Origin of the sequence: Scytonema sp. PRP1, from assembly GCF_036697665.2 — a bacterium.
In the GTDB taxonomy this organism is placed as follows: Bacteria; Cyanobacteriota; Cyanobacteriia; order Cyanobacteriales; family Nostocaceae; genus Kalymmatonema; species Kalymmatonema gypsitolerans.
This window is the reverse complement of the sequence record NZ_JBAHYJ020000086.1, coordinates 113,628-135,512: the sequence shown is the minus strand read 5'-3', so window position 1 is coordinate 135,512 and position 21,885 is coordinate 113,628. Positions and strand designations below refer to the sequence as shown.

Here is a 21,885-nt window from a genome sequence, read left to right as displayed (position 1 = left end):
CCTAACCTCGGATCATACAACTGCACTGCTAAGCTGCTTTGCTGTTTCAAAGAAGAAAGCGACATTCTCCTCTGGAGTCTCAGGTAAAACACCGTGACCTAGATTAAGAATGTGTCCCTTGTTACCTGCTTTGCGAACAGTATCGAAAATGCGATCGCGGATAAATTCTTTGGAACCAAACAGCACACCTGGATCAAGATTTCCCTGCACTTTAAGGTGCTTACCTAATCTTTCGCGTGCGTCTGCCATATCCACTGTCCAGTCTACAGTGATCACATCTGCGCCTGAGAGTGCCATCCTCTCTAGCAAACCACCACAACCACTCACCAGCAGAATGAGGGGTGTATCAGGATGAGTTTCCCTGACTTGCTGGAAAACTCGCTGCTGATAGGGGAGTGCGAAAGTTTCGTAATCTTGAGGACTCAACTGTCCCGCCCAAGAATCAAACATTTGCACAACTTGAGCGCCACAGTCAATTTGGTAGCGGACATAAGTGGCGATCGCATCTGCGAATTTTGTGAGCAGCTGATGCAGCACCGTCGGTTCCGAGAACGCCATGTTTTTGATGATGGAATAGGTTTTGGAACCTTTTCCCTCCACCGCATAAGCTGCTAATGTCCAAGGCGCACCGACAAAGCCCAACACAGTTGATTGGTTGCCCACTTCTTGCCGCAATGCCTGCAGAATTGTTTTAATAAAAGGCAGGGATTGTTCTGGTTCTAAGGGATGCAGGTTATCGACTTGTTCCTGGGTGCGAATGGGCGAGTCAATGATTGGTCCTTTGCCTTCAGCGATATCCATATCAATGCCTAAACCAGGAAGCGGCGTGACGATATCAGAAAACAAAATCACTCCGTCCGGTTGGAAGGCTTTCCAGGGTTGCAAGGATACCTCAATCGCTACTTCTGGTATTTCCGAGCGATCGCGAAAAGAAGGATACTTCTCCCTTAAATCTCGGTAAGCTTTCATATATCGTCCCGCTTGTCGCATCATCCATACGGGGGGACGGTCTAACACTTCACCACGAGCTGCCCTGAGGAGATAAGGTTCATTGGAAGAAATACCCATTTAACAGTTCATCCTAAACTCTTTTTTATGTCATTGTTTAGCTTATCATTCCAGGATTCTCCTTTTTGAAGAGCAAGAGCGTTTGGGGTGCAGATCGCAAAACTTCTACTCAAATCCGACTTAAAACTTAATAAATATTAAATTCTTATGCAACCCCATTCAAAACAACCCTCTCAAAAAGTATTTTCTGGTGAACCCAAAGCACGAAAGTTTTTAATACCCCGTTTCCAGCGCCAGAGTTTCTTCATCCAATTTATGCTTATGACCTTTTTAGGATGGGTTGTAGGTGGAATTGCTAGTATAGCCATAGAAAAAACTATTGTAGAGATGCTGCCAAGAGCGGTTTTGCAAGAAAAAATATGGTATACCTTAGCAAAATATTTTAGTAATACTGTGTTTGCGCTCATTTTCGCTGCAGATCAAGCGCTTGTTCTGCGTAGATACCTATCCGGTTGGTTGTGGATGTTTGCCACTAGCCTGGGTTGGCTAGTTGCTAACGGCGTTTCCGCACAATGGATTAACTATATTGCATCCATCGCATCATTAAATCAAATATCTGTTGAACAAAAGGTCATCTTTGGATTTTTGTCAACTATCGCATATATCCTTTCCGGAATTTGGCTTGGATTTTTCCAATGGTTAGTCCTGCGACGGTACACCACACATGCTTGGTGGTGGAATTTTCTGCCTTCAATTTCATTTCTATTCATCAGTATCTTGGTTTGGTTGCTTTCGCTTGTGCAGGAGTTTATTCCAGAAGTCAACCGGGTTCCGGTTGTGTATTTATGTGAACAAGGATTGACACCGGTGGTTTTGGGAGTGATTCCAGCTATTAGCTTGTGTACCTTGAAAACGAATTTACGGTACATCACAGGGACTTCAACTAGTTCCGACAGGAGTCCCGCACCATAATCTTTGATTTGGTGGTGGGAGGAATGTTGGGGAAATTGGTGCGCGTCCTCTGACCAATTCTTACCGTAGGGAAGAGAGATCAGCCCCTTCGGGGAAGTCACGCATTCACGCATTCACGCATTCACGCATTCAAAAGTAAGAACCCCATAACTGAAGTTGGGGGCTTGAGTCAGCGGACGCCGTAGACGCTTGCGCCTACTCGATGAAATACATTTTTTCTTTTTCCATAACCGCGCGTTGGGGGCTTGTACCTTTTTCTTTCTGGTCACGAGAGCTCGCGCAAGGCACGGTTGTAGACAAATCGACACGTCTCCAACCAGGACTGCATGAGTTGTTGTTGGATAGCGTCGGGGTAAATTCGATAGGTGAAGTTCATTGTCAGCATAAAAGTAATTTACCACAACACCTACCTAGCAGTAAGCTCTTATCTATTGGCAATTTCAGAGGCATCGTTCGCGTTGGCACAAGCCTCCGCAGGACTTACGCTCATGCTGAGCGCTTTGCGCTTTGCGCGTGCGCCAAGGAAGGGCGCATACCCCTAAAATTGCCTGTTCGGGGTTCCAACAACCACCACTAACCGCTTGCGCGGTATAGTGGGGGACTTATAGCCCCTCAAGCTCCCCAATTAGTTAAAGTTAAGAAAAATGAACGAACATGATTTACAAACTACAGTGACTCCACCCATCGCCGAAAAACAGCCGCAAGTATTGGAATTGCACGGAGAGCAGCGAGTTGACAACTACTTTTGGATGCGTGAGCAGAACAACCCGAAAGTTATCGCTTATCTGGAAGCTGAGAACGCTTACACCAATGCGATGATGCAGCACACTGAAGCGCTGCAAACAAGGCTCTACGAGGAAATGCTTAGTCGGATTAAAGAAACCGATTTGTCAGTGCCATACCGTAAAGATGACTATTATTATTATTCACGTACTGAAGAAGGAAAAGCTTACCCAATTTTCTGCCGTAAAAAGGGCAGTCTCGACGCTCCCGAACAAGTGCTGCTAGATCAAAATGAACTAGCAAAAGAGCATGAATTTTTGAGCTTAGGTGTATTGCAAGTTAGCCCTAATCATCAAATCTTAGCTTATTCCATTGATACCAGTGGTGCTGAGCAATACACGCTTTTCTTTCTTGACCTTAAGACATTCGAGTTATACCCAGAAAGCATTTCTGAAACTAATTATTCTTTGGCTTGGGGTAATGATAATCAGACAGTATTCTACACCAAAATTGATGAGGCAAACCGTCCCTTCCAACTATTTCGGCACACTTTAGGCAATTCTGTTGATGAGGATGCTCTCATTTATCAAGAATCGGATGATGCTTACCATTTATATGTTGGTAAAACCCGGAGTCAGGCATACATCTTGATGGGTGTGGGTAGCACAATCACATCAGAAGTTCACTATTTGGATGCTAATAATCCCATCGGCTCTTTTCAATTAATCCAGCCACGAAATACCGGGGTGCTATACGACGTTGACCATCACAGTGATGACTTTTACATTGTTACAAATGAAGAGGCAATCAACTTTAAACTGATGAAAACCTCGGTAGCGTCGCCAGAAAAAGAGAATTGGCAGACTGTCATTCCCCATCGTGAAGATGTCCTGCTCTCAGGTGTTAGCCTGTTTGCCAATCACATGGTAATTTACGAAAGAAAGGGTGGATTGCCAATTGGGCGAGTGCAAAATTTATCGACAGGAGAGGAACATAACATTACCTTTCCAGAGCCAACCTACAATTTTTACGAAAGCAGTAACCCGGAATTTAACACGACTATTTTGCGGTTCAATTACACCTCTTTCATCACTCCGCAATCTGTGTTTGACTATGACATGGAAACAAATCAACGGGAGTTGAAAAAAGAAACGGAAGTTCTGGGTGGCTACGACAGAACTCAGTATAAGAGTGAGTGGCTGATGGCTACCGCGAAAGACGGTACACAAATTCCCATATCCATCGTTTACAAACAGGGAATCAAAAAAGATGGTAAAAATCCTTTGTATCTTACAGGATACGGTTCTTATGGTGCATCTTACCCGGCGTCTTTTTCTTCCAATCGACTTTCGCTGCTAGATCGTGGGATAGTGTTTGCTGTTGCACATATTCGTGGCGGTGAAGAAATGGGGCGCAAGTGGTATGAAGATGGCAAGTTCTTGAAGAAAAAGAACACCTTCACCGATTTTATTGCCTGTGCAGAATATTTGATTGGCGAAAAGTGGACATCGAGCGATCGCCTTGCCATTTCCGGCGGTAGTGCAGGCGGTTTATTGATGGGAGCAGTGATGAATATGCGTCCCGACCTTTTCAAAGTCGTCGTTGCTGATGTACCCTTTGTAGACGTAGTGACTACAATACTGGATACCTCCCTACCCCTCTCAGCTATGGAATGGGAAGAATGGGGTAATCCCAACGACAAAGTTTATTACGACTACATGAAGTCCTACTCGCCGTACGATAACGTGGAGGCGAAGGATTACCCAGATACCCTGATCGTCGCTGGCTTGAATGATTCTCGCGTCAAATATTGGGAACCAGCCAAATGGACGGCAAAACTACGAGAACTTAAAACAGATAACAACATTCTCCTGCTTAAAACCAACATGGGTGCAGGACATGGCGGCGCATCTGGGCGTTATGAAAGCTTGAAAGAATTAGCTTTTGAGTATGCCTTTGTTTTAGATCGCTTAGGTTTGGGGGAGTAGGAAAGGACACGGGGAAAGGAGAAATACTCTCCTTTGTCCCTCATTTGTCGATTTCCTCTAAACTCAAAATACCTTGCTCTGCATCTAAAGTTGCTAGTGTACCAACTGGTAAAGCCGCGTTCGATCCATCATGACCAAAAGGCAAGTTTGAGACGACGGGAAGACCCAAATCACCCAAGCGATCGCCCGTTTGCGTAATATGTCCGAAGAACTTAGTTCGGGGTAGCGGTTGGCTTCTGCCCGAATTAGCTAAATAAACGAACAGGGATATACGCTTGAAAACTCTCAAAATCCTTATCGATTGTCATATAGTAAACATGAAAGAAATAGTCACTTTTTTGTTTGGCTTAGGATTTGTATTCAATGCTAGTTTATTTGTTCCACAAGCCATTAGAATTCTCAAAACTCAAAGTGCTAGAAATATTTCTTTAATAACTTTTGCTGGCTTTAATTTTATTCAATTTAACAGTATTTTCTATGGTTATTACCAAAATGATTGGATTTTGATGTACGGTAATTTAATTAGTTTTATTGCTTGTGGTGCTGTAACATTATTGGCAATTTATTATAGAAATAAATAATTTCTTAAGCAAGGCTAAGAGCCAACCGATTTGAGAGTTTAGAGATATTTTGTTGGCTAATGCCTAATAGAGGAATGCATCTATTGCATAATATCTAATATTCCCTGTTCCGCATCTAAAGTGACCTTCACACCTACTGGTAAAGCTCTCATTGCAGCCTTCTCTGCTGTTTGTAGTTGTAATCTTCGTGGTAGTCTATTGTTCCAAACAAATCCAATACCTTAAGTTGCTTGCGACGTTGCACATATTCGCGCAATGCTTCTTCGACCACATCACGCTCTGTTTGTTGATTCCCAAGGGCTAGAGCTTCTTGGATTAAAGCTTCGTCTATTTGGAGATTGATGGTCATGCACTTGCTTTTGGCGAAACTGCTGCACTATTAAAATTTTACTGCTTAGTCTAGAGGCCTTTCAAAGGGTAAAGAGCTGTTAAAGACTTCCTAACAGCTTAGCCTCCTAAACTCAAAATACCTTGGTCTGCATCCAAAGTTGCTAATACACCAACTGGTAAAGCCGCGTTGGGAGCTTCATGACCAAAAGGCAAGTCGGAGACGACGGGAATGCCCAAATCACCCAAGCGATCGCGCAACACTTCCTCAACACTAAAGCTGGGAACGTTTGGTGGTGCTTCACAACGGCTAAAGCTACCCAATGCAATCCCACGGACGTTTGATAAAGCACCGCTCATCCGCCACTGCGTCAGCATTCGGTCGATGCGGTAGGGGGCTTCTGTCACATCCTCGAATGCCAAAATCACTCCATCCATATCTGGTAGCATTGGCGTACTGAGAAGATGGGTTGCCACTGTAAGATTACCTGGTAATAGGATACCAGTCGCAATACCTCCACCCCAACCACAACCCTTTAGAGGTGCAAGAGGGCGACCTTCTACGCAATCAAATAACCTTTGAATTGACCAATCTGGTTCTGAGGCGAGAGTTGTCAGTACGGGACCATGAACGCTGCAAATCCCTGCTGTGTAAAGGCTCCACAAAAGCGCAGTGATGTCAGAAAAGCCAATGAGCCATTTTGGAAGTGCTGAGTTTTCTGAATCCTGCCAAGTCCAATTTTCTAAAATGCGGGTGCTACCAAAACCGCCTCTAGCGCAAAGAATACCGCGACACTCTGGTTCCTTCCATGCTGTTGCTAGGCGATCGCGACGTTGTTCGTCTTCACCTGCTAAATATCCCGATTTGTCATCTATCTCTGGTATTACTTCTACTTGATAACCACGCGATCGCCAAATTTCCACCCCTTTTTGGAAAGCCTCAAATTCTCGCAAAGCACCACTTGGCGCAATGACTTGTAGTAAGTCACCAGGTTTGAGAGGTGGTGGAACAATTTTAGATTTTAGATTTTGGATTTTGGATTGCATGAATAGACCTCTTGCATATATATTATTTTGTCTGGCGCTCTAGGCTCTAGACGCGAAGAAAAAGTTCGGGAGTGCAGGTTGATTGACAAGTTACTAAAGAGGCGAAAATCAAAAGTTTAAAATTTGCATGAACCATTGTTCAAAGCGATCGCCCAATGCTTCCAGAGAAAATTCGGTTTCTGCGGATGCGCGACAGGTTTGACGGTTGATTTCATCCAAGCGAGAAATAGCATCGACTAACCCAGGAACGCTATCAGGTTCTACCAAAAACCCCGTTTTGTTATCTTTAACGATTTCCGCTGGACCACCGCGACGATAGGAAATCACGGGAACTCCACAAGCAAGTGCTTCTATTGCGACATTTCCGAATGCTTCCACCCAACGGTGTGTCATCAATAACGCCCGACACTCGCGCACAACTTGCTGCATTTGCGAAGTTGATAGAAATCCCAGATATTCAAAAGGTGCATTTGGGTAATCCTGACAAATCTGCTGCCAGTAAGATTCATCTTGGAGTTTACCCATAATTTTTAATGGAATATTGGTGATTTGCGCCATAGATACTGCATCTTCCAAACCTTTCTCTGGGGAAATTCGACCTACCCAAGCTAACTGTTGTTTTGGTTGGGCGCAAAACTCATACTGCGATACATCAATTCCATTACTTAAACAAAAAAACTGGTCGTCAAGAGTGAAAGTGGCAGCTTGTGCGAGGCTATGAAAGCCAATCGTACCAGGAAACCGCTTTGCAACTTGTCTGATAATTTCGTCTGAGGCATTACTCAATGAACCCATGCTAATTAAGTGGGCGATGGGACGTTGAAAAAAAGGTGTTAAATACAACGGCAACCAATCATAAGCAAAGTTGACAATCAAATCGTACTCACCTTGAACCTGACGTGCATAATCCCACATATTCGCCAGCACGGAATTTTCTGGCATGGTAACAGGGGCTGTGCGTTCCTGACTTTGGGCTATGATTTGTAAATTGCCCGGAATTTGCACAATTGGTAGAGAATCCCATGTGGAACCAGAAGGGGCAATGATTTGCAGTTTATGACCACGCCGGATCATTTCTTGGGCGATGTTATACAAAGTCAATTCCACACCACCGCCAAGTCCAGTACCAAGTGGTCCAACGGGTGTAGAGACAAAGAGGAGTTTAAGAGGTTTGGAAGTCATCCGCAGAAGGTATTTTCAACCACTTTATGTAACAATACGGTTCAGTGAAGGATTTTTAGTGAGATTTGGTGATGGTGTAGAGACGCGCCATGGCGCGTCTTTACATTGCTAGCTTGTAGTAAGCGCTTTAGCGCTAAAGCGCTACTACATACCTTTAACACGTAAGGTGGGCAGTGCGAACGCAAAACCCGGATGTAGTCGGCAAAATACGGTAAGCACGGCACACCCTACAATACTCAAACTGTCTTTAATTTTGAATTTTGAATTTTGAATTTTGAATTGTTAATGCCACCATCGTGCCACATTTGAGATCGCACAACTCACTTCTGCTATTGCTTCCTGACCTCCTAATGTAAAAATAACTGGAACTAGTGTCTCTATGTCTTTCAATAAATTCTGACGAGTACGGAGAGATAACTCATGAAGTGTCTGCCCCCAGGCTGGAAAAAGTAGAGTTGTTGGTATCTTTGACAAAGGGAGAGCTAAGGCAGCTAGTGCATCGGTGCGATAATACTTATGCTGAATCAGTTTTGCCGCAGCCAGTGCTTCGGGTAATAAATCGGATGGCAGTTTGTCGGCTAAGGCTGCTAGTGCCCTGGCGCGAGAATCCTCATGCTGAATCAGTTTTGCCGCAGCCAGTGCTTCGGGTAAGACTTCTGGCAGTTTGTCGGCTAAGGCTGCTAGTGCCGTGGCGCGATTATACTCATCCTCAATCAGTTTTGCGGCAGCCAGTGCTTCGGGTAATAAATCGGATGGCAGTTTGTCGGCTAAGGCAGCTAGTGCCCTGGCGCGATTATACTCATCCTGAATCAGTTTTGCGGCAGCCAGTGCTTCGGGTAATACTTGTGGCAGTTTGTCGGCTAAGGCAGCTAGTGCCTCTGCGCGAAATTCCTCATGCTGAATCAGTTTTGCGGCAGCCAGTGCTTCGGGTAAGACTTCAGGCAGTTTGTCGGCTAAGGCAGCTAGTGCCCTGGCGCGATAATACTTATGCTGAATCAGTTTTGCCGCAGCCAGTGCTTCGAGTAATAAATCAATTGGCAGTTTGTCGGCTAAGGCTGCTAGTGCCGTGGCGCGAGAATACTCATCCTGAATCAGTTTTGCCGCAGCCAGTGCTTCGAGTAATAAATCAATTGGCAGTTTGTCGGCTAAGGCTGCTAGTGCCTTTGCGCGAAATTCCTCATGCTGAATCAGTTTTGCGGCAGCCAGTGCTTCGGGTAATAAATCTTGTGGCAGTTTGTCGGCTAAGGCAGCTAGTGCCTTTGCGCGAAATTCCTCATGCTGAATCAGTTTTGCGGCAGCCAGTGCTTCGGGTAATACTTCTGGCAGTTTGTCGGCTAAGGCAGCTAGTGGCGTGGCGCGATTATACTCAGACTGAATCAGTTTTGCGGCAGCCAGTGCTTCGGGTAAGACTTCTGGCAGTTTGTCGGCTAAGGCAGCTAGTGCCGTGGCGCGATTATACTCATCCTGAATCAGTTTTGCCGCAGCCAGTGCTTCGGGTAATAAATCTTGTGGCAGTTTGTCGGCTAAGGCAGCTAGTGCCGTGGCGCGATTATACTCATCCCGAATCAGTTTTGCCGCAGCCAGTGCTTCGGGTAAGACTTCTGGCAGTTTGTCGGCTAAGGCTGCTAGTGCCGTGGCGCGAGATGTCTCATACTGAATCAGTTTTGCGGCAGCCAGTGCTTCGGGTAATAAATCTTGTGGCAGTTTGTCGGCTAAGGCTGCTAGTGCCGTGGCGCGATCTGACTCAGCCTGAATCAGTTTTGCCGCAGCCAGTGCTTCGGGTAATAAATCTTGTGGCAGTTTGTCGGCTAAGGCTGCTAGTGCCGTGGCGCGATCTGACTCAGCCTGAATCAGTTTTGCCGCAGCCAGTGCTTCGGGTAATACTTGTGGCAGTTTGTCGGCTAAGGCTGCTAGTGCCGTGGCGCGATCTGACTCAGCCTGAATCAGTTTTGCCGCAGCCAGTGCTTCGGGTAATAAATCAATTGGCAGTTTGTCGGCTAAGGCTGCTAGTGCCGTGGCGCGATCTGACTCAGCCTGAATCAGTTTTGCCGCAGCCAGTGCTTCGGGTAATAAATCAATTGGCAGTTTGTCGGCTAAGGCTGCTAGTGCCGTGGCGCGATTATACTCATCCTGAATCAGTTTTGCCGCAGCCAGTGCTTCGGGTAATACTTGTGGCAGTTTGTCGGCTAAGGCTGCTAGTGCCTCTGCGCGAAATTCCTCATGCTGAATCAGTTTTGCGGCAGCCAGTGCTTCGGGTAATAAATCTTGTGGCAGTTTGTCGGCTAAGGCTGCTAGTGCCATGGTGCGAGAATACTCATGCTGAATCAGTTTTGCGGCAGCCAGTGCTTCGGGTAATACTTGTGGCAGTTTGTCGGCTAAGGCTGCTAGTGCCCTGGCGCGATCTGACTCATCCTGAATCAGTTTTGCCGCAGCCAGTGCTTCGGGTAATACTTGTGGCAGTTTGTCGGCTAAGGCTGCTAGTGCCCTGGCGCGATCTGACTCATCCTGAATCAGTTTTGCCGCAGCCAGTGCTTTTGAGAGTGCTAGTTCTTTTAGGTTTAGTGGCAAACAATCGACTAGCTCTGTAAGCTTACGCGCTTTTTGTTCTGGATTCGAGCCTTGTAGGGTATAAGCTAATGCTTGTTCAGGAGTCCATACATTTTTTTTCACCAATGCTTGCAGCAATTCTACTGGTACATTAGCTGTCAGACTATTAAGGGATGCAGTCATCAGAGCATAACGACACTCTAGTCCTATTGATTGCGAAGGTTTTTCCTGAAACATCTCTTCTGCTAATTCCCAAGCACGTGCTACATCAGTCACAAAAATGGCATTTTGCCCTAAGCGATCGCATGCCTCATACCACCCATTGCCTCCTGTCTCTGTTTCCTCTTGCAACAACGAGTGAATTTCCTCTGTTTTACCTGCCTTTTCTAAATGCCAACTCAGGCGCTGATGTATATAACCATCATTAGGTAGGGTATGCCATCGCCCACTTTTAGTTTTTTCTCGATACCGCTCCAAAAAAGTGACATGAGCATCAACCAACTTCAAACCCAATCCAAGCAAATCACCACGACGTTTTGGTTTTTCAGGAGCAGTTAACAAATTACGTGCTAGGTCATGCAATAAATCGTGTAAACGATATGTGCGTGTTCCGTCAAGGAGAGAAACACCAGGTAATAGTAGCGCTTTGCTTCGTAAACATTCCAATATATCAGAAGCATCGCGTTCATCATCCATATCCCAAAGTGTTGCCGTCATTTTGTGAGTCATGGAAGCATCTTCAGGTAACACCCCCAGCCATATAAAATTCTCGCGTTCAAATTCTTCCAGACGCTGTATGCTTAAGTTGAATGATGCAGTTAAACTGAGCTTTTTTAAAGAAGCTTCATCACTATTTCCCCCACTTCCCGGTCTGTCAAATGTTTTTAACCGGGCAATTTCCCCCTGAATATCTTTTAACAGAATTGCCCAGGATAGACCGCTCATAACCTGAGACGCAGCCAGTTCAAGCGCCAGAGGTAGATAACCAAGCGATGCAGCTAAATCTGCTGCTGGCTGACGTTCTGAATCTTGTAGGTTACGCCCTAGCTTCTTTGTCAGCAATTCCATTGCTTGTTCTGGCTTCATCACATCCAAGCTGTAAGTGCTGGCTCCTAATGCATCAGCGATCATACCCTCACGAGTTGTAACCAGCACTTGACAACGAGAACCACCAATGTTAAATGCTTGTGCGTCTTTGGTATTCCAAGCATCATCTACTACCAACAAAACAGCTTTGTCATAAAGTAGAGTCCGGAGATGATTGGTAGCAGCTTCTATACTGGTTGGTTTAAAGTTATAGTCACCCAAAGCCTGCACCCAACCGCTGAGTAGTGGGAGGACATCCGGTTGCTGACCTAAAGTTGCCCAAAGAATGCCATCACAAAAGTGAGTTTGCACATCTTCATCATGTGCCAAAGCAGCTGCTAGAGTCGATTTTCCCACAGAACCTAAGCCGTGAATAGCAGTAATTACCAAAGTGCGAGTATCTGATAATTCTGTAAGCAGACGATTTTTTAAGTCTTGGCTGTATTCTGGGCGCTCTACAAAGTAAGCTGGCAGAGGAGGTGCTTGAAAAGGAACACCTTTCGGTAAACGGTTTTTATAGATTGGTTTATACGGTTGATCTTTAGTTTTTGTTTTAATAACTGGAATTTGCCCTTCAGAAAGATGTTCTAATTGAATTGCAACCTGACCTTCCTCAAAGGCTCTTTGATATGCATCTTGATTATCTGGAGTTGGGTAGCCCAATCCATCGTAAAAACCTTGAGCAAATGCGATCGCAGCCTTATCCCCAATCGGCTGATTCATCCCAATCGCATAATTAATATATTCACTGATTGCAATAGCTGGTTTGGCAGAATGACAGGCGTTAAGCAGTACGCATTCCACATAATCTGTGTGCAACTGAAACAGTGATGCTAGTCCGGATGGTGGGACGGGCTTGTTTTCTCCCCCGTCGTCTTCTAACACCAAGCTGCCATCTTCCTGCCCGTGTCCGCAAAAGTGGACGATTTGCGGTTGTTCTTCTGCAATAGCGCGGCGAATATCAGTCGGGCGGACAGCAGTTCTAAGTGTAATCTTAAATAAATCCCGCTTGACAGCACGTCGGATAGCTTCTTCAATTGAGCGAATTTCTTTATCCAAGCGCAATCCGTGGGGAATTGCAGTCAGAATCAGGATTGTTTTGACACCCGTGCTGTTACTCATAAGAGCTTGGAGAAAGGGTTAGTACTTACGCGTTGACATAGTAGACAGAATAAAAAGTTGCCAGAAAGTTGGCAAAAGAACTTTTATATTTAACTTTTATATTTAACTTTTATATTTAATAAGTGAAACCGAGGTTAACTTATGCAGCAAACCTGTATTAGCTGATTTTTGCCCCAGTAAAGTATTATTTTATATAGCAACAGCCAAGGTGGTTAAGACATCAACAGATGATAAAACCTAGACACAAAAAGACTTTTCGCCCAGTCCCCAGTCCCCAGTCCCTAGTCCCCTGCTATACATAACAGACTGACTTGAGGGCGATCGCCAATGCTTTGGCGAATTACCAAAAGCTTAAAAATTCTCCTCTTCCTCGTCTTCCTCTTCGTCTGTATCCTCTTCCTCACTTGTATCACCAGGCAAAGCACGGATACGATTCATCTGTGAAAGAGCATACTTTGCTGTTGCTTGCACATCTGCATCTGGATCTTGCATAGCATGAGATAACATTTGACTCATTTGAGCCATCATGTCATATACGCGAGTCAAATCACGGATGGCATTTTGTCGCACTTGTGGACTTTCATCTTGGAGTGAGACTGCCAAAGCGCGGTTCATCGGTTTGAGTGCGCGGGTGCTAATTTCCGATAGGGCAGCTAAAATCAAGCTGCGTTGCTGAGAATCTGCATCCATCATCAAGTCAACCAACGGCTGAATTGCCCGCGAGTCTCCTTTTTGACCCAAATCCCAAATAGCTTTGCGTCGCTGTGTTGAGTCTGGACTGCGTAAGTCTTCAATTAATTGGTCAATAATATTGACTTTGGCAAGGCGAGAAGTTGTTTCCATAGGTAAAAATTGTGTAGAAGGTGATACCGTTGTTTCTTGTGTATTAATGACACCAGCACCATTAGACGGCACGTCGTTTGTAGTATCAAACTTTTGTATCGTTGGCTGAACTGGACTGGTGTTCACCTGAGTATAACTTTCTGGATATGTTGCAACTTTTTTACCCTGAGGAAGCCTTCTCACCGCATATAGCAATGCGCCAATACTTCCCAAAATACCAATACCTACGAGTGACCACCAAACTATACCTCTATCTGCCTCTTCCTTAGGAGTGGGTTCAGCGGTAGGATTAATAGCAAGAGAAGAAGTGACTAATTTTTCGTTGATTGCTGTCTGAAGACTCTGCCTGGTTGCGTTACCAAAAATACCGTCTACTGTTAAACCTTTTGCTTGTTGGAATTTAGTAACGGCAACGCTTGTACTTGCGCCAAAACGTCCATCTATCTCACCATTATAGTATCCTAACTTCTTAAGTAGGGTTTGCAATGACTTCACTTGTGCACCTGTGCTGCCAAGTCTAAGAAGAGACTGCGGGGTAGTGTCTTTGTCCAGGGCTTGAGCAAGTTCTAAATTTCTGAAAACTGGCTCAGGTGCGAGTGTGCTTGCTTGACGTTGGTCAAATCCTAAGCAAGCAAGGCAAGTGATAAAAACAATTGAGGAATAGCGTAGCCTCATAGAGCAAGTCTCAGCCAGAACGTGCGTTGGAAGCCATTGATACCACAATAACTATAAGCTATATAAATATTAAATGTTTTTTCTTGGCTTCAGCAAATCGAACACACCTTGACCGCTACTAAAATTCAAGCACATTACTGACGGTTCTTACCCTGAATTAGTTCTTTATTTTTTAGATATTTTTTAGATATTTTGTTTAGATATTTTGTTTGGCTCTTTGGAGAGAGCCGCACACTGTACCGCTTGCGATCAGTGTGTGGAGTATGTCACGGCAACATATCTGGTTCAGATTCTCTCACAGGTAAGGTGACTTGGTTCATCTTCTTTGCAGACGCTTCTAAAACTTGTTGTTGTTGCTGCCTCATGTTCTCACTGGTAGCAAGCTTCTGGCTTTCCCCTGACAGCTTTTCGCGCTGGTTGATGAGATAGATACTCACTAAAGTCAGGCTGACTCCTACCCACTGCACTGGATTAAGAACTTCTTGGAGTAACAAATTGCCAAATAGCAAAGCAAATACAGGTGTAAGGAAGGTGAGGGAACTGAGACTGGTGAGATTGCCGCTAGAGGCAAAATAGAAAAACAATCCGTAGGCGATCGCACTCCCAAACACCGTAGCATAACCCAATGCTATCCAGTCAGATGGCACAATGTTCTGCCACTGCTGTGATTCTGCAACTGACGAAATTCCCCACAATGGCAACCCACCTATAATCATGTGCCATCCCGTAGCCATAACAGGATCAGCATGGCGGCAAACAAACCGGATCAACACTGTTCCCACTGCCATACTCAGCGCCGCTAACAGCATCAACCATTCGCCGCTGTCAAACAGTTGTTGTAGTAGAGACGTTGCATCCAAAGTCTTTACAATTGTGCCTGAGTCTAGAAAATGGAAAATCCACTCCTGAGGTAAGCCAATTAAACTAATACCTGTGACTCCAAATGCTAGTCCCAGCCATCCCCAAAAACCGATGTGTTCTTGAAATAACCACAAAGACAGCAATGCCACAGCCAAAGGTTGAGAGTCAATCATCACAGATCCTAACCCAGCACCTGTTCTGAGTAATCCCTCTGCTAGAAAGCCTTGAAACAGCGTTCCATCCACCAAGGCAAATAAAGCAATCCACAGCCATGCAACCCAACCCTTGGGCTGAGGTTTACCCATGAATGCTGCTGCTATCAAAATGAGTACCCCCGCGGGTATCAAACGTACTCCCGCCATAAACAATGGTGTGGTGTGAGGTATCACTCCTTTCATCGCCACCATAGCTGTACCCCATAGGAAAAAAGGGGCTATCAAGAGTATTGTTGCCAAGGGTAGTCTAGATGCACTGACTTTCAGTTGCATGGGATTGCTGAAGCCTTTGTTTTACAAACGCGAAAATCGCTTTAACTAATTTTACCTAATTATGTCGTTTTGTGAAGGAAAAAATACTTAGTTAGGAACTGCGTACACCAGCAGTTATGATAGCTGCCTTGTCCGAAGGGCGGTTGAATTGACAGGTTGGCTGGTGCTTGCCGTTGTGAGAGGGAACGGTTGGGTATTCATGCCATGGAGGGCGCATTCACCTGTCAAGATTTTTTGGCTTTAGTTTCCAAATTGACATGACAAGATAACTGTAAAATTTACAAATATTTGATACTACTATGGCTTGATTGTTTAACCGTATTTATAGTAAGTTTTACAGTATGTCGTAATTGCAAGTTTTACGGCAATATAAAGGTTTTTATCAAGAAGACCGAGCTTGCATCTTTGTTTTGAAAGGGTGTTAACCAATTCCGTTTTGGCACTTAATGTTGCGCTTTTGATACATATTTCGACCTCCATTTCTTAATGGAGGAACTTTTGTATTCTAAAGTTAAGTAATTTTGGATACAAAAAAAGCAGTGATATTACTAAAAGCAAAACCTATGTAGTTTCAGGTTAAATCGGTAATATATTTTACATATAATTGCTGGTTGTCTTCAAGCTTAACCGACGTTCTTTGATTCACCACGTAAGGAGATTTTCTATGCAGATTGTGATTAACAATCTGTCAGTATCGTTTGGTTTGAGTCAAGTCTTAATCACCACTTCCAAAACAGAGGGTTTTTAACTTAACACTCTTTCAAGCGATCGCTTGGCACACAACCCTTTTACCAACACAACCAAATCGGCTATGAGGCGTTGTACAGACTGCTTCATGTACTTATTCATGTACTTAAATGAGGAAAGTTAAAGATGAAGAAATTTTTCCTTCCGTTCCTATTTTTGGTTGGGATTGTTTGGGTTATATTTACCCAAGTCCCCCTCCCACTGCACAACAATTTTTCTCTATCAGCCTCAGCCAGACAACCAAACAATTCATCAGATTATGAGGTTTGGGCTATTGATCAGGCAGATTCCTTTGATGGTACTCCCTTGGGAGGAAATCTCTATGTTCTGTCAGGCGACGACCGAGACTTTTTAAGAGGTAATGCAAAGGTTGAGAAAGTTAACTTGGCTGCTAGCGCTAAGAGTAAAGGTTTTGCAGCAGGTCAAAAACCCCACTGGATTGCTTTCAACAAAGGCGCTACATATGCGATTGTAGGACATGCAACTACGGCTCAGGTCTACGCAATTGACGCTAATAAACGTGAAGTTGTAGATTCGATTCTTCCACCAGGATTACCCAACTCGAACTCCCACGCTGTTTACCCTTCAAAGGATAACAACTTTGTATTTGTTGCAGATACTCCTGGTCAACGGATTCATAAGATTTCCACAAATTATGAGGCACCCGGAGGTAAAATTTTTGGTGAAGTGAAAACGTTGGACTTCAATACTTCAGAGACAAAGACAGCCTTAGGAACTCCCACCGCCCGACCGGTGGTAGCTGTAGTCGATGATGCAGGTAAATTCGTTTATGTCACTTTTGCTGATGGTGGCGTGGCGATCGCAAATGTAGAAACACTGACGATAGCACACATATACAATAAAGATGAAGTCACCTTCAATGGATTGATTGCCGCTCAAGTTGGCGACAACTTTATCACGAATGCAGGCAATGCTAATCCTGAAATAGCTGACTTTGTTTATGTCTATGACAACAAGTCTCTGCTAGAAAATCCCTCCAAACGTCCAGATTTTATCAAAGTTCCTCAATCCGGTAATGATGTTCATGGTGTGGTAGTCGTTCGTGACAAATACTTATGGCAACTTAACCGTGCATCAAACACGATTACAATACATGACTTCAAGCCCAACCCCTTTGATGCAAACATTGACGGTTCAAACAAAGTTCGCGCAGTTAATCTTGTTGAACTGACAGATACAGCCTTAGGTCCTGATCCTGCACCAGACTTAATAGACACATCACCCTCTCAAGAAATTGCTTTTATCTCACAGCGTGGACCGAATCCCATATCAGGAAACGATCCTGCATTTTTCAACAGTGTGGGTGCTACCCCTGGAGTAGGCGTCGTACAAATTGAAAACGACGGTAAGGATGCTAAACCTACCTATCTGTATAAATTCGATAACGTTGTGAATGGAGTTAACATTGGTGATTTCCACGCCCTTGCTGTTCGCAAATAGAACTTATATGACAATACGGTTTACATTAGCTCACAACCCTTAGCCTGGATCGCAGTTTGCACACTCCGGGAAATCAACGCCCTTCGGATATTATGCGTGACAGATTAAGACAAAATTGCTTTTCTCAATGAATATTCTCTTGAAGTCCCCATCCCTCTTAGGGTAGGGATTTTTAATTAGTAATTATGTTGAAATGAGAATCACAAATGAGGCATTGAAATCAACATTAACAAGCAGCCCATAACATTAACCTGTAACCGATGCAACAAGTCCGATCTTGCACGTATCTCCGCAAACTCTCTACTTTTCCTACTTATATATAGGAATCCTATTTGATTTGTGAACGCTCTTGACTCTTCACGAACCGAAGAATGAAAGCAAGCTGTTCATGAGCCACCTATAATCATGTGCCACCCCGTAGCCATAACAAAGTCAACATGGCGACTCAAAGAACCGGATCAACACTGTTCCTACAGCTATAATGTTTCTTTCCACCAAGCGACTCATCTTACGAGAATTTATCCCTGAAGATTGGCAAGCAGTTCTAGCCTATCAAGCTGACACCCGATACCTGAAATTTTCTGAATGGGAAACCCGCAGTGAAGCTGATGTGCGGGCATTTGTAGAAATGTTTTTGAAGCAGCAACAGCAAGTGCCACGAATAAAATTTCAGTTGGCAGTGGAATTAAAATATGAAGGAAAATTAATCGGAAACTGCGGTATCCGCAAACAACAGCCAGAATCGCATGAAGCTTCCCTTGGTTATGAGATTGCACCAGACTACTGGGGCAAAGGATATGCAACAGAAGCAGCAGCCACTATTCTTAAATTTGGCTTTGAGGAGTTAAAGTTGCACCGCGTCTATTCTTGGTGCATTGCTGAAAACACTGCTTCGGTTAGGGTGCTGGAAAAAATTGGAATGCAGCTTGAGCAAAGATTGCCGGACAATGAGAGGTTTAAGGGGCGTTTGTGGGATACCTTAATTTTTGGGATTTCCAAGGATGAGTGGCTGAACAAAACAGAACAATAGTGGCAGGAAAGTATCGCTAGTTTGGAGGTAGTTAAGGAAGCTGAATTTGCTACAGGGATCAGCCATTGTTACCAAATCAGCTAGAAATGGTACTTGAAGTGAACTATTTTCAAGTAATAAACCTGGATGCCATTGGAATTGAGGTTTTTGTTCTAGAAATAGAGCGTTGATTTGGTCTACAGGTTCACAAAGTGCTGCTAAACCTAAGTTAGATGGTCCAATCCCTATTCCGATTAGATCATAAGTACTATTAGTCATAATTCCACTTCTAAAACAAATTTTGGTGAGCGCAAAAAATTAATGTTGCTCTTTTGTTTGGTAAAAGGTTGTTTGTAAATGACTCCTACAAATCAGACTTATTTCTATTTTTTTAATTTTTCATTCAACATTGCTAATAGTAACTCAGAAAAAAATAACCAGGTGATAAACATTCTTGAATCGTGTTATATCACCTGGTGATAGTCGTGTGATGAACGATTACCAATTACCTCGGTCTGTGCGAGGAGCATCTAATACCCCTGTGCTGGTCGGGGGGCTTGAGGAGCTTGAGGTGGTTGTGACTTAGAAATCTGGTTTTGTTTTCCTTGAGCCGAATGCTTTGTATTGCTAATAGTATCCTTTAAGGTTTCTTTTACCTCAGAAACTTTACTAGTTTTCGTCTCTTGTTTCTCTTGTTTGGGTGCTTCAGCCAACGCTGGAAGAGTTATCAATGAAAAGCTCAAGCTCAAAATCACAGAGCATAAAATCACAGCGCTTACCAAAATCTTTAACAGTTTATTCATGTTTTCCTTAGTTACAATCAAAACTTTCAGCAAGAATAAATAGCTTGCATTGAAATATTAACAGTCATTTAGTCATAACTTAAGTAAAAAGTATCAAATTGCCGACTAATCCTACTAATCCTAATTAGCCATCAAATAGTGTAGTAAAATCTGCGTTTTTACTGCATTGTGAGCCATTGCCATATGACTCGTTTCTAGAAATGTCTACTTAGGGCTTGCTGAAAAAGAAAAAAATGAGACGCTCTCTAGATTCTCAGACCCTAGAAGTATATTCAGGTGCAACAAATGAGGGTTAAATAGCCAAAAATCCTTGCAGAGCGTGCGATAAGCCGGAGGCTTGACGCTGAGTCCTATGCCTATGGCTAACGCCACGGCTATCGCCGAACGGCACGGCTGAGCGCAGAGCGCACGCACTCGCGTTCGCCGTTAGCGCAAGCTCCTCCGGAGGAGGCACGGACACGCGCAAGGGACGCGTATAGCTAGCATCCGAGTATGCTGTTAGTAACCATAATTTTACTACTTTTCCTACTTTTCCTATTTTTTCTAGTTTAAGGGGTAGTTGTACTCAGCCTGCGACCAGGTGCAAACTAAACAGTTTAGTTTAAAATTTAGTGCGAACATTGGCTTGCAAAGTACCGAATTTACTACTGAAGTTGGCACTTAGAGACAATTTATAAAGTAATTATTGATACAATTTTAGGGTGCGTTACACTGCGTTAACACACCCTAGTTCATTTAAGTAAGCACAGCTAGAGGCTCTAAATTCGCCACAAATTTCACACCAAACTCTGCCTCAAACACTCCTTTGTTGTAATCCAAACTCCAAAGTTCTAAGGCACAATCATCATCAGCGCGAGATGGAAAAACTTTTAAATTAAATTCCTGCTGTTCCAGCAAATATTCACATTGCACTCGTGTAATTGCTCCAATTTGCCGTCTATCTAAAGCAACCGCCAATCTTAAAATAGCACTCAACTGATTAACAATTTGCCGATGATTTTTGCTCACCAGATTGCGATAATTTTCGTGCTTTTTTTTGGGAGGCGATTTGCGATGATAACGCGCTAAATTGGCAATAATTTCTACCTCAGTTTCGTTGTAGCCTAGTAATTCACCATTGCGAATGAGATAGTAAGAGTGCTTGTGGTGAGAAGAATGGCTGACATAATGACCACAATTGTGTAATAGCGCCGCAGCCTGAAGGAGTTGCCGTTCTTCTGCTCCCCAGTTGTGGAGTGTCCCTTTTGTTTGGTCAAATATACTCAAAGCAAAGACTGCTACCCTATCGCTGTGTTCTAAATTCACATGGTATTTATTCGCAATCTTCAGAACACTCCGCTGGCGCACACTAGTTTGGTAACGCAGCCGATCTTCAATTAAGCCGTGGGCAAGCATCCAGTCTACAATAACACCTTCCCTCAGCGAACGTTCACACACGGTGACGGACTCAACCCCCAAAAGGTTCATTGCTTCTTGTAGGATGACTGCGCCTGCAAGTATAACTTCAGACCGTTTCTCCGGCATACCAGGAATTGCAGCGCGTTCTGAGTTACTTATTTTCCGCAAGCGATTGACCCACTCCTGCAAGTCTTTTAAACTCAGTTCATAACCATTGAGCGTTGAAGGAACGGAACTCTGTTTCTCTCGCGCTTGAATCATCACCAGAGTTTCAATTGTGCCGGAAGTTCCTACCAAACGGGGAAATTCCCCTAATTTGAGGTTTGCTTGCACCTCTTCCACGGAACGTTCTAACATTCCGCGTGCATATGCTTGCAAATACTTAAACTCAGCGTTGCTGATAGGATCAGTGGTGATTAACTCGCTGGTGAGTCTGACTGCACCGACTTTTGTACTAGTGAGGGTTCGCGCTTCGTGAGAGTCGCCCAAAATTATTTCTGTGGAACCGCCACCAATATCTATAATGATGTGGGGATGGTTGTTGAATTCCATCCCTGACAGCACACCAAGATAAATCCGCCGCGCTTCTTCTTGACCAGAAATTAGGTCAACGCTTAAACCCAACTCGTCTTCTACGCTTTGCAAAAAATCTTTGCCGTTGGGCGCTTCTCGTACGGCGCTAGTCGCCACAGCAATGATTGTTTCGGCGTTGAGAGTTTTGGCGATCTCTTGGAAGCGTCCCAAGGTGGCGATCGCTCGTTCCATCACTTCTGGTTTCAAATTCCCTGTTTCAATATCGCGATCGCCAAGTCTCACTGTTTCTTTTTCTCTGGCGATAATGCTAAAAGATGGCAGTGTGGGTTCAATTCGCACAACTACCATGTGTAGTGAATTTGTCCCCAAATCGATAGCAGCAATAATCCGATGTTGCTCAACTGTTTGAGTTGGAAGGCTCTCCCAGCTAGCTGAAACTAAATTCACCATCTATGGTTTCTCTCTGTTAAGGATGGTAAGTTA

General features: G+C 44.1%; 16 protein-coding genes and 1 pseudogene. 5 read left to right on the top strand and 12 right to left on the bottom strand.

The window, feature by feature from the left end; translation table 11 throughout:
- Positions 1–12: 12 nt before the first annotated feature.
- Complete coding sequence (hemE, locus tag V5G28_RS21920) at positions 13–1,068, bottom strand: uroporphyrinogen decarboxylase (RefSeq protein ID WP_332991043.1); 1,056 nt, start codon at positions 1,066–1,068, stop codon at positions 13–15.
- A 147-nt stretch (positions 1,069–1,215) separates the two neighbouring features.
- Between hemE and V5G28_RS21915 the strand changes: the two genes are divergently transcribed.
- Positions 1,216–1,980: a hypothetical protein gene (locus V5G28_RS21915; RefSeq protein ID WP_332991041.1), complete on the top strand. Its 765-nt coding sequence runs from the start codon at positions 1,216–1,218 to the stop codon at positions 1,978–1,980.
- Between the two features lie 265 nt (positions 1,981–2,245).
- Here V5G28_RS21915 and V5G28_RS21910 read toward each other — a convergent pair whose 3' ends face one another.
- Positions 2,246–2,356 carry a helix-turn-helix domain-containing protein gene (locus V5G28_RS21910; protein ID WP_332991070.1) on the bottom strand — a complete coding sequence of 37 codons (111 nt, stop codon included), beginning with the start codon at positions 2,354–2,356 and terminating at the stop codon, positions 2,246–2,248.
- Positions 2,357–2,624: 268 nt separating this feature from the next.
- On the opposite strand from V5G28_RS21910, the gene V5G28_RS21905 reads away from it, so the two are divergent.
- Positions 2,625–4,691, top strand: a complete 2,067-nt coding sequence (locus tag V5G28_RS21905; protein WP_332991039.1) for a S9 family peptidase — start codon at positions 2,625–2,627, stop codon at positions 4,689–4,691.
- Between the two features lie 40 nt (positions 4,692–4,731).
- Here the strand turns inward: V5G28_RS21905 and V5G28_RS21900 are convergent.
- Positions 4,732–4,878: pseudogene (locus tag V5G28_RS21900) on the bottom strand (LD-carboxypeptidase); the annotation flags it as partial.
- 130 nt (positions 4,879–5,008) lie between these two features.
- Here V5G28_RS21900 and V5G28_RS21895 point away from each other — a divergent pair.
- Positions 5,009–5,272 carry a SemiSWEET family sugar transporter gene (locus V5G28_RS21895; RefSeq protein WP_096569868.1) on the top strand — a complete coding sequence of 88 codons (264 nt, stop codon included), beginning with the start codon at positions 5,009–5,011 and terminating at the stop codon, positions 5,270–5,272.
- A gap of 148 nt (positions 5,273–5,420) precedes the next feature.
- Here V5G28_RS21895 and V5G28_RS21890 read toward each other — a convergent pair whose 3' ends face one another.
- From V5G28_RS21890 to V5G28_RS21865, 6 genes are all read right to left on the bottom strand, one after another.
- Positions 5,421–5,621, bottom strand: a complete 201-nt coding sequence (locus V5G28_RS21890; protein WP_069347431.1) for a type II toxin-antitoxin system VapB family antitoxin — start codon at positions 5,619–5,621, stop codon at positions 5,421–5,423.
- Positions 5,622–5,719: 98 nt separating this feature from the next.
- Entirely contained in the window at positions 5,720–6,646 is a 927-nt protein-coding gene (locus tag V5G28_RS21885) for a S66 peptidase family protein (protein WP_332991034.1), read from the bottom strand.
- A 108-nt stretch (positions 6,647–6,754) separates the two neighbouring features.
- Entirely contained in the window at positions 6,755–7,828 is a 1,074-nt protein-coding gene (locus tag V5G28_RS21880) for a glycosyltransferase family 4 protein (RefSeq protein ID WP_332991032.1), read from the bottom strand.
- Positions 7,829–8,110: 282 nt separating this feature from the next.
- Positions 8,111–12,583, bottom strand: a complete 4,473-nt coding sequence (locus V5G28_RS21875; protein ID WP_332991029.1) for an NB-ARC domain-containing protein — start codon at positions 12,581–12,583, stop codon at positions 8,111–8,113.
- Between the two features lie 351 nt (positions 12,584–12,934).
- Positions 12,935–14,101 carry a peptidoglycan-binding protein gene (locus V5G28_RS21870; protein WP_332991027.1) on the bottom strand — a complete coding sequence of 389 codons (1,167 nt, stop codon included), beginning with the start codon at positions 14,099–14,101 and terminating at the stop codon, positions 12,935–12,937.
- Between the two features lie 266 nt (positions 14,102–14,367).
- The gene (locus tag V5G28_RS21865) at positions 14,368–15,450 is read right to left on the bottom strand and encodes a DMT family transporter (RefSeq protein WP_332991025.1); all 1,083 of its coding nucleotides are present in this window, start codon (positions 15,448–15,450) and stop codon (positions 14,368–14,370) included.
- Between the two features lie 873 nt (positions 15,451–16,323).
- On the opposite strand from V5G28_RS21865, the gene V5G28_RS21860 reads away from it, so the two are divergent.
- Positions 16,324–17,658: a YncE family protein gene (locus V5G28_RS21860; RefSeq protein WP_332991022.1), complete on the top strand. Its 1,335-nt coding sequence runs from the start codon at positions 16,324–16,326 to the stop codon at positions 17,656–17,658.
- A 481-nt stretch (positions 17,659–18,139) separates the two neighbouring features.
- Entirely contained in the window at positions 18,140–18,688 is a 549-nt protein-coding gene (locus tag V5G28_RS21855; protein ID WP_332991020.1) for a GNAT family N-acetyltransferase, read from the top strand.
- On the opposite strand, the gene V5G28_RS21850 is transcribed toward V5G28_RS21855, so the two are convergent.
- From V5G28_RS21850 to V5G28_RS21840, 3 genes are all read right to left on the bottom strand, one after another.
- Entirely contained in the window at positions 18,638–18,946 is a 309-nt protein-coding gene (locus tag V5G28_RS21850; RefSeq protein WP_332991018.1) for a SidA/IucD/PvdA family monooxygenase, read from the bottom strand. The two genes, V5G28_RS21855 and V5G28_RS21850, sit on opposite strands and share 51 nt — an antisense overlap.
- A gap of 251 nt (positions 18,947–19,197) precedes the next feature.
- On the bottom strand, positions 19,198–19,470 hold the full coding sequence (locus V5G28_RS21845) for a hypothetical protein (protein ID WP_332991016.1): 273 nt from the start codon (positions 19,468–19,470) through the stop codon (positions 19,198–19,200).
- Between the two features lie 735 nt (positions 19,471–20,205).
- Entirely contained in the window at positions 20,206–21,852 is a 1,647-nt protein-coding gene (locus V5G28_RS21840) for a Ppx/GppA phosphatase family protein (protein WP_332991014.1), read from the bottom strand.
- Between the last annotated feature and the right edge of the window lie 33 nt (positions 21,853–21,885).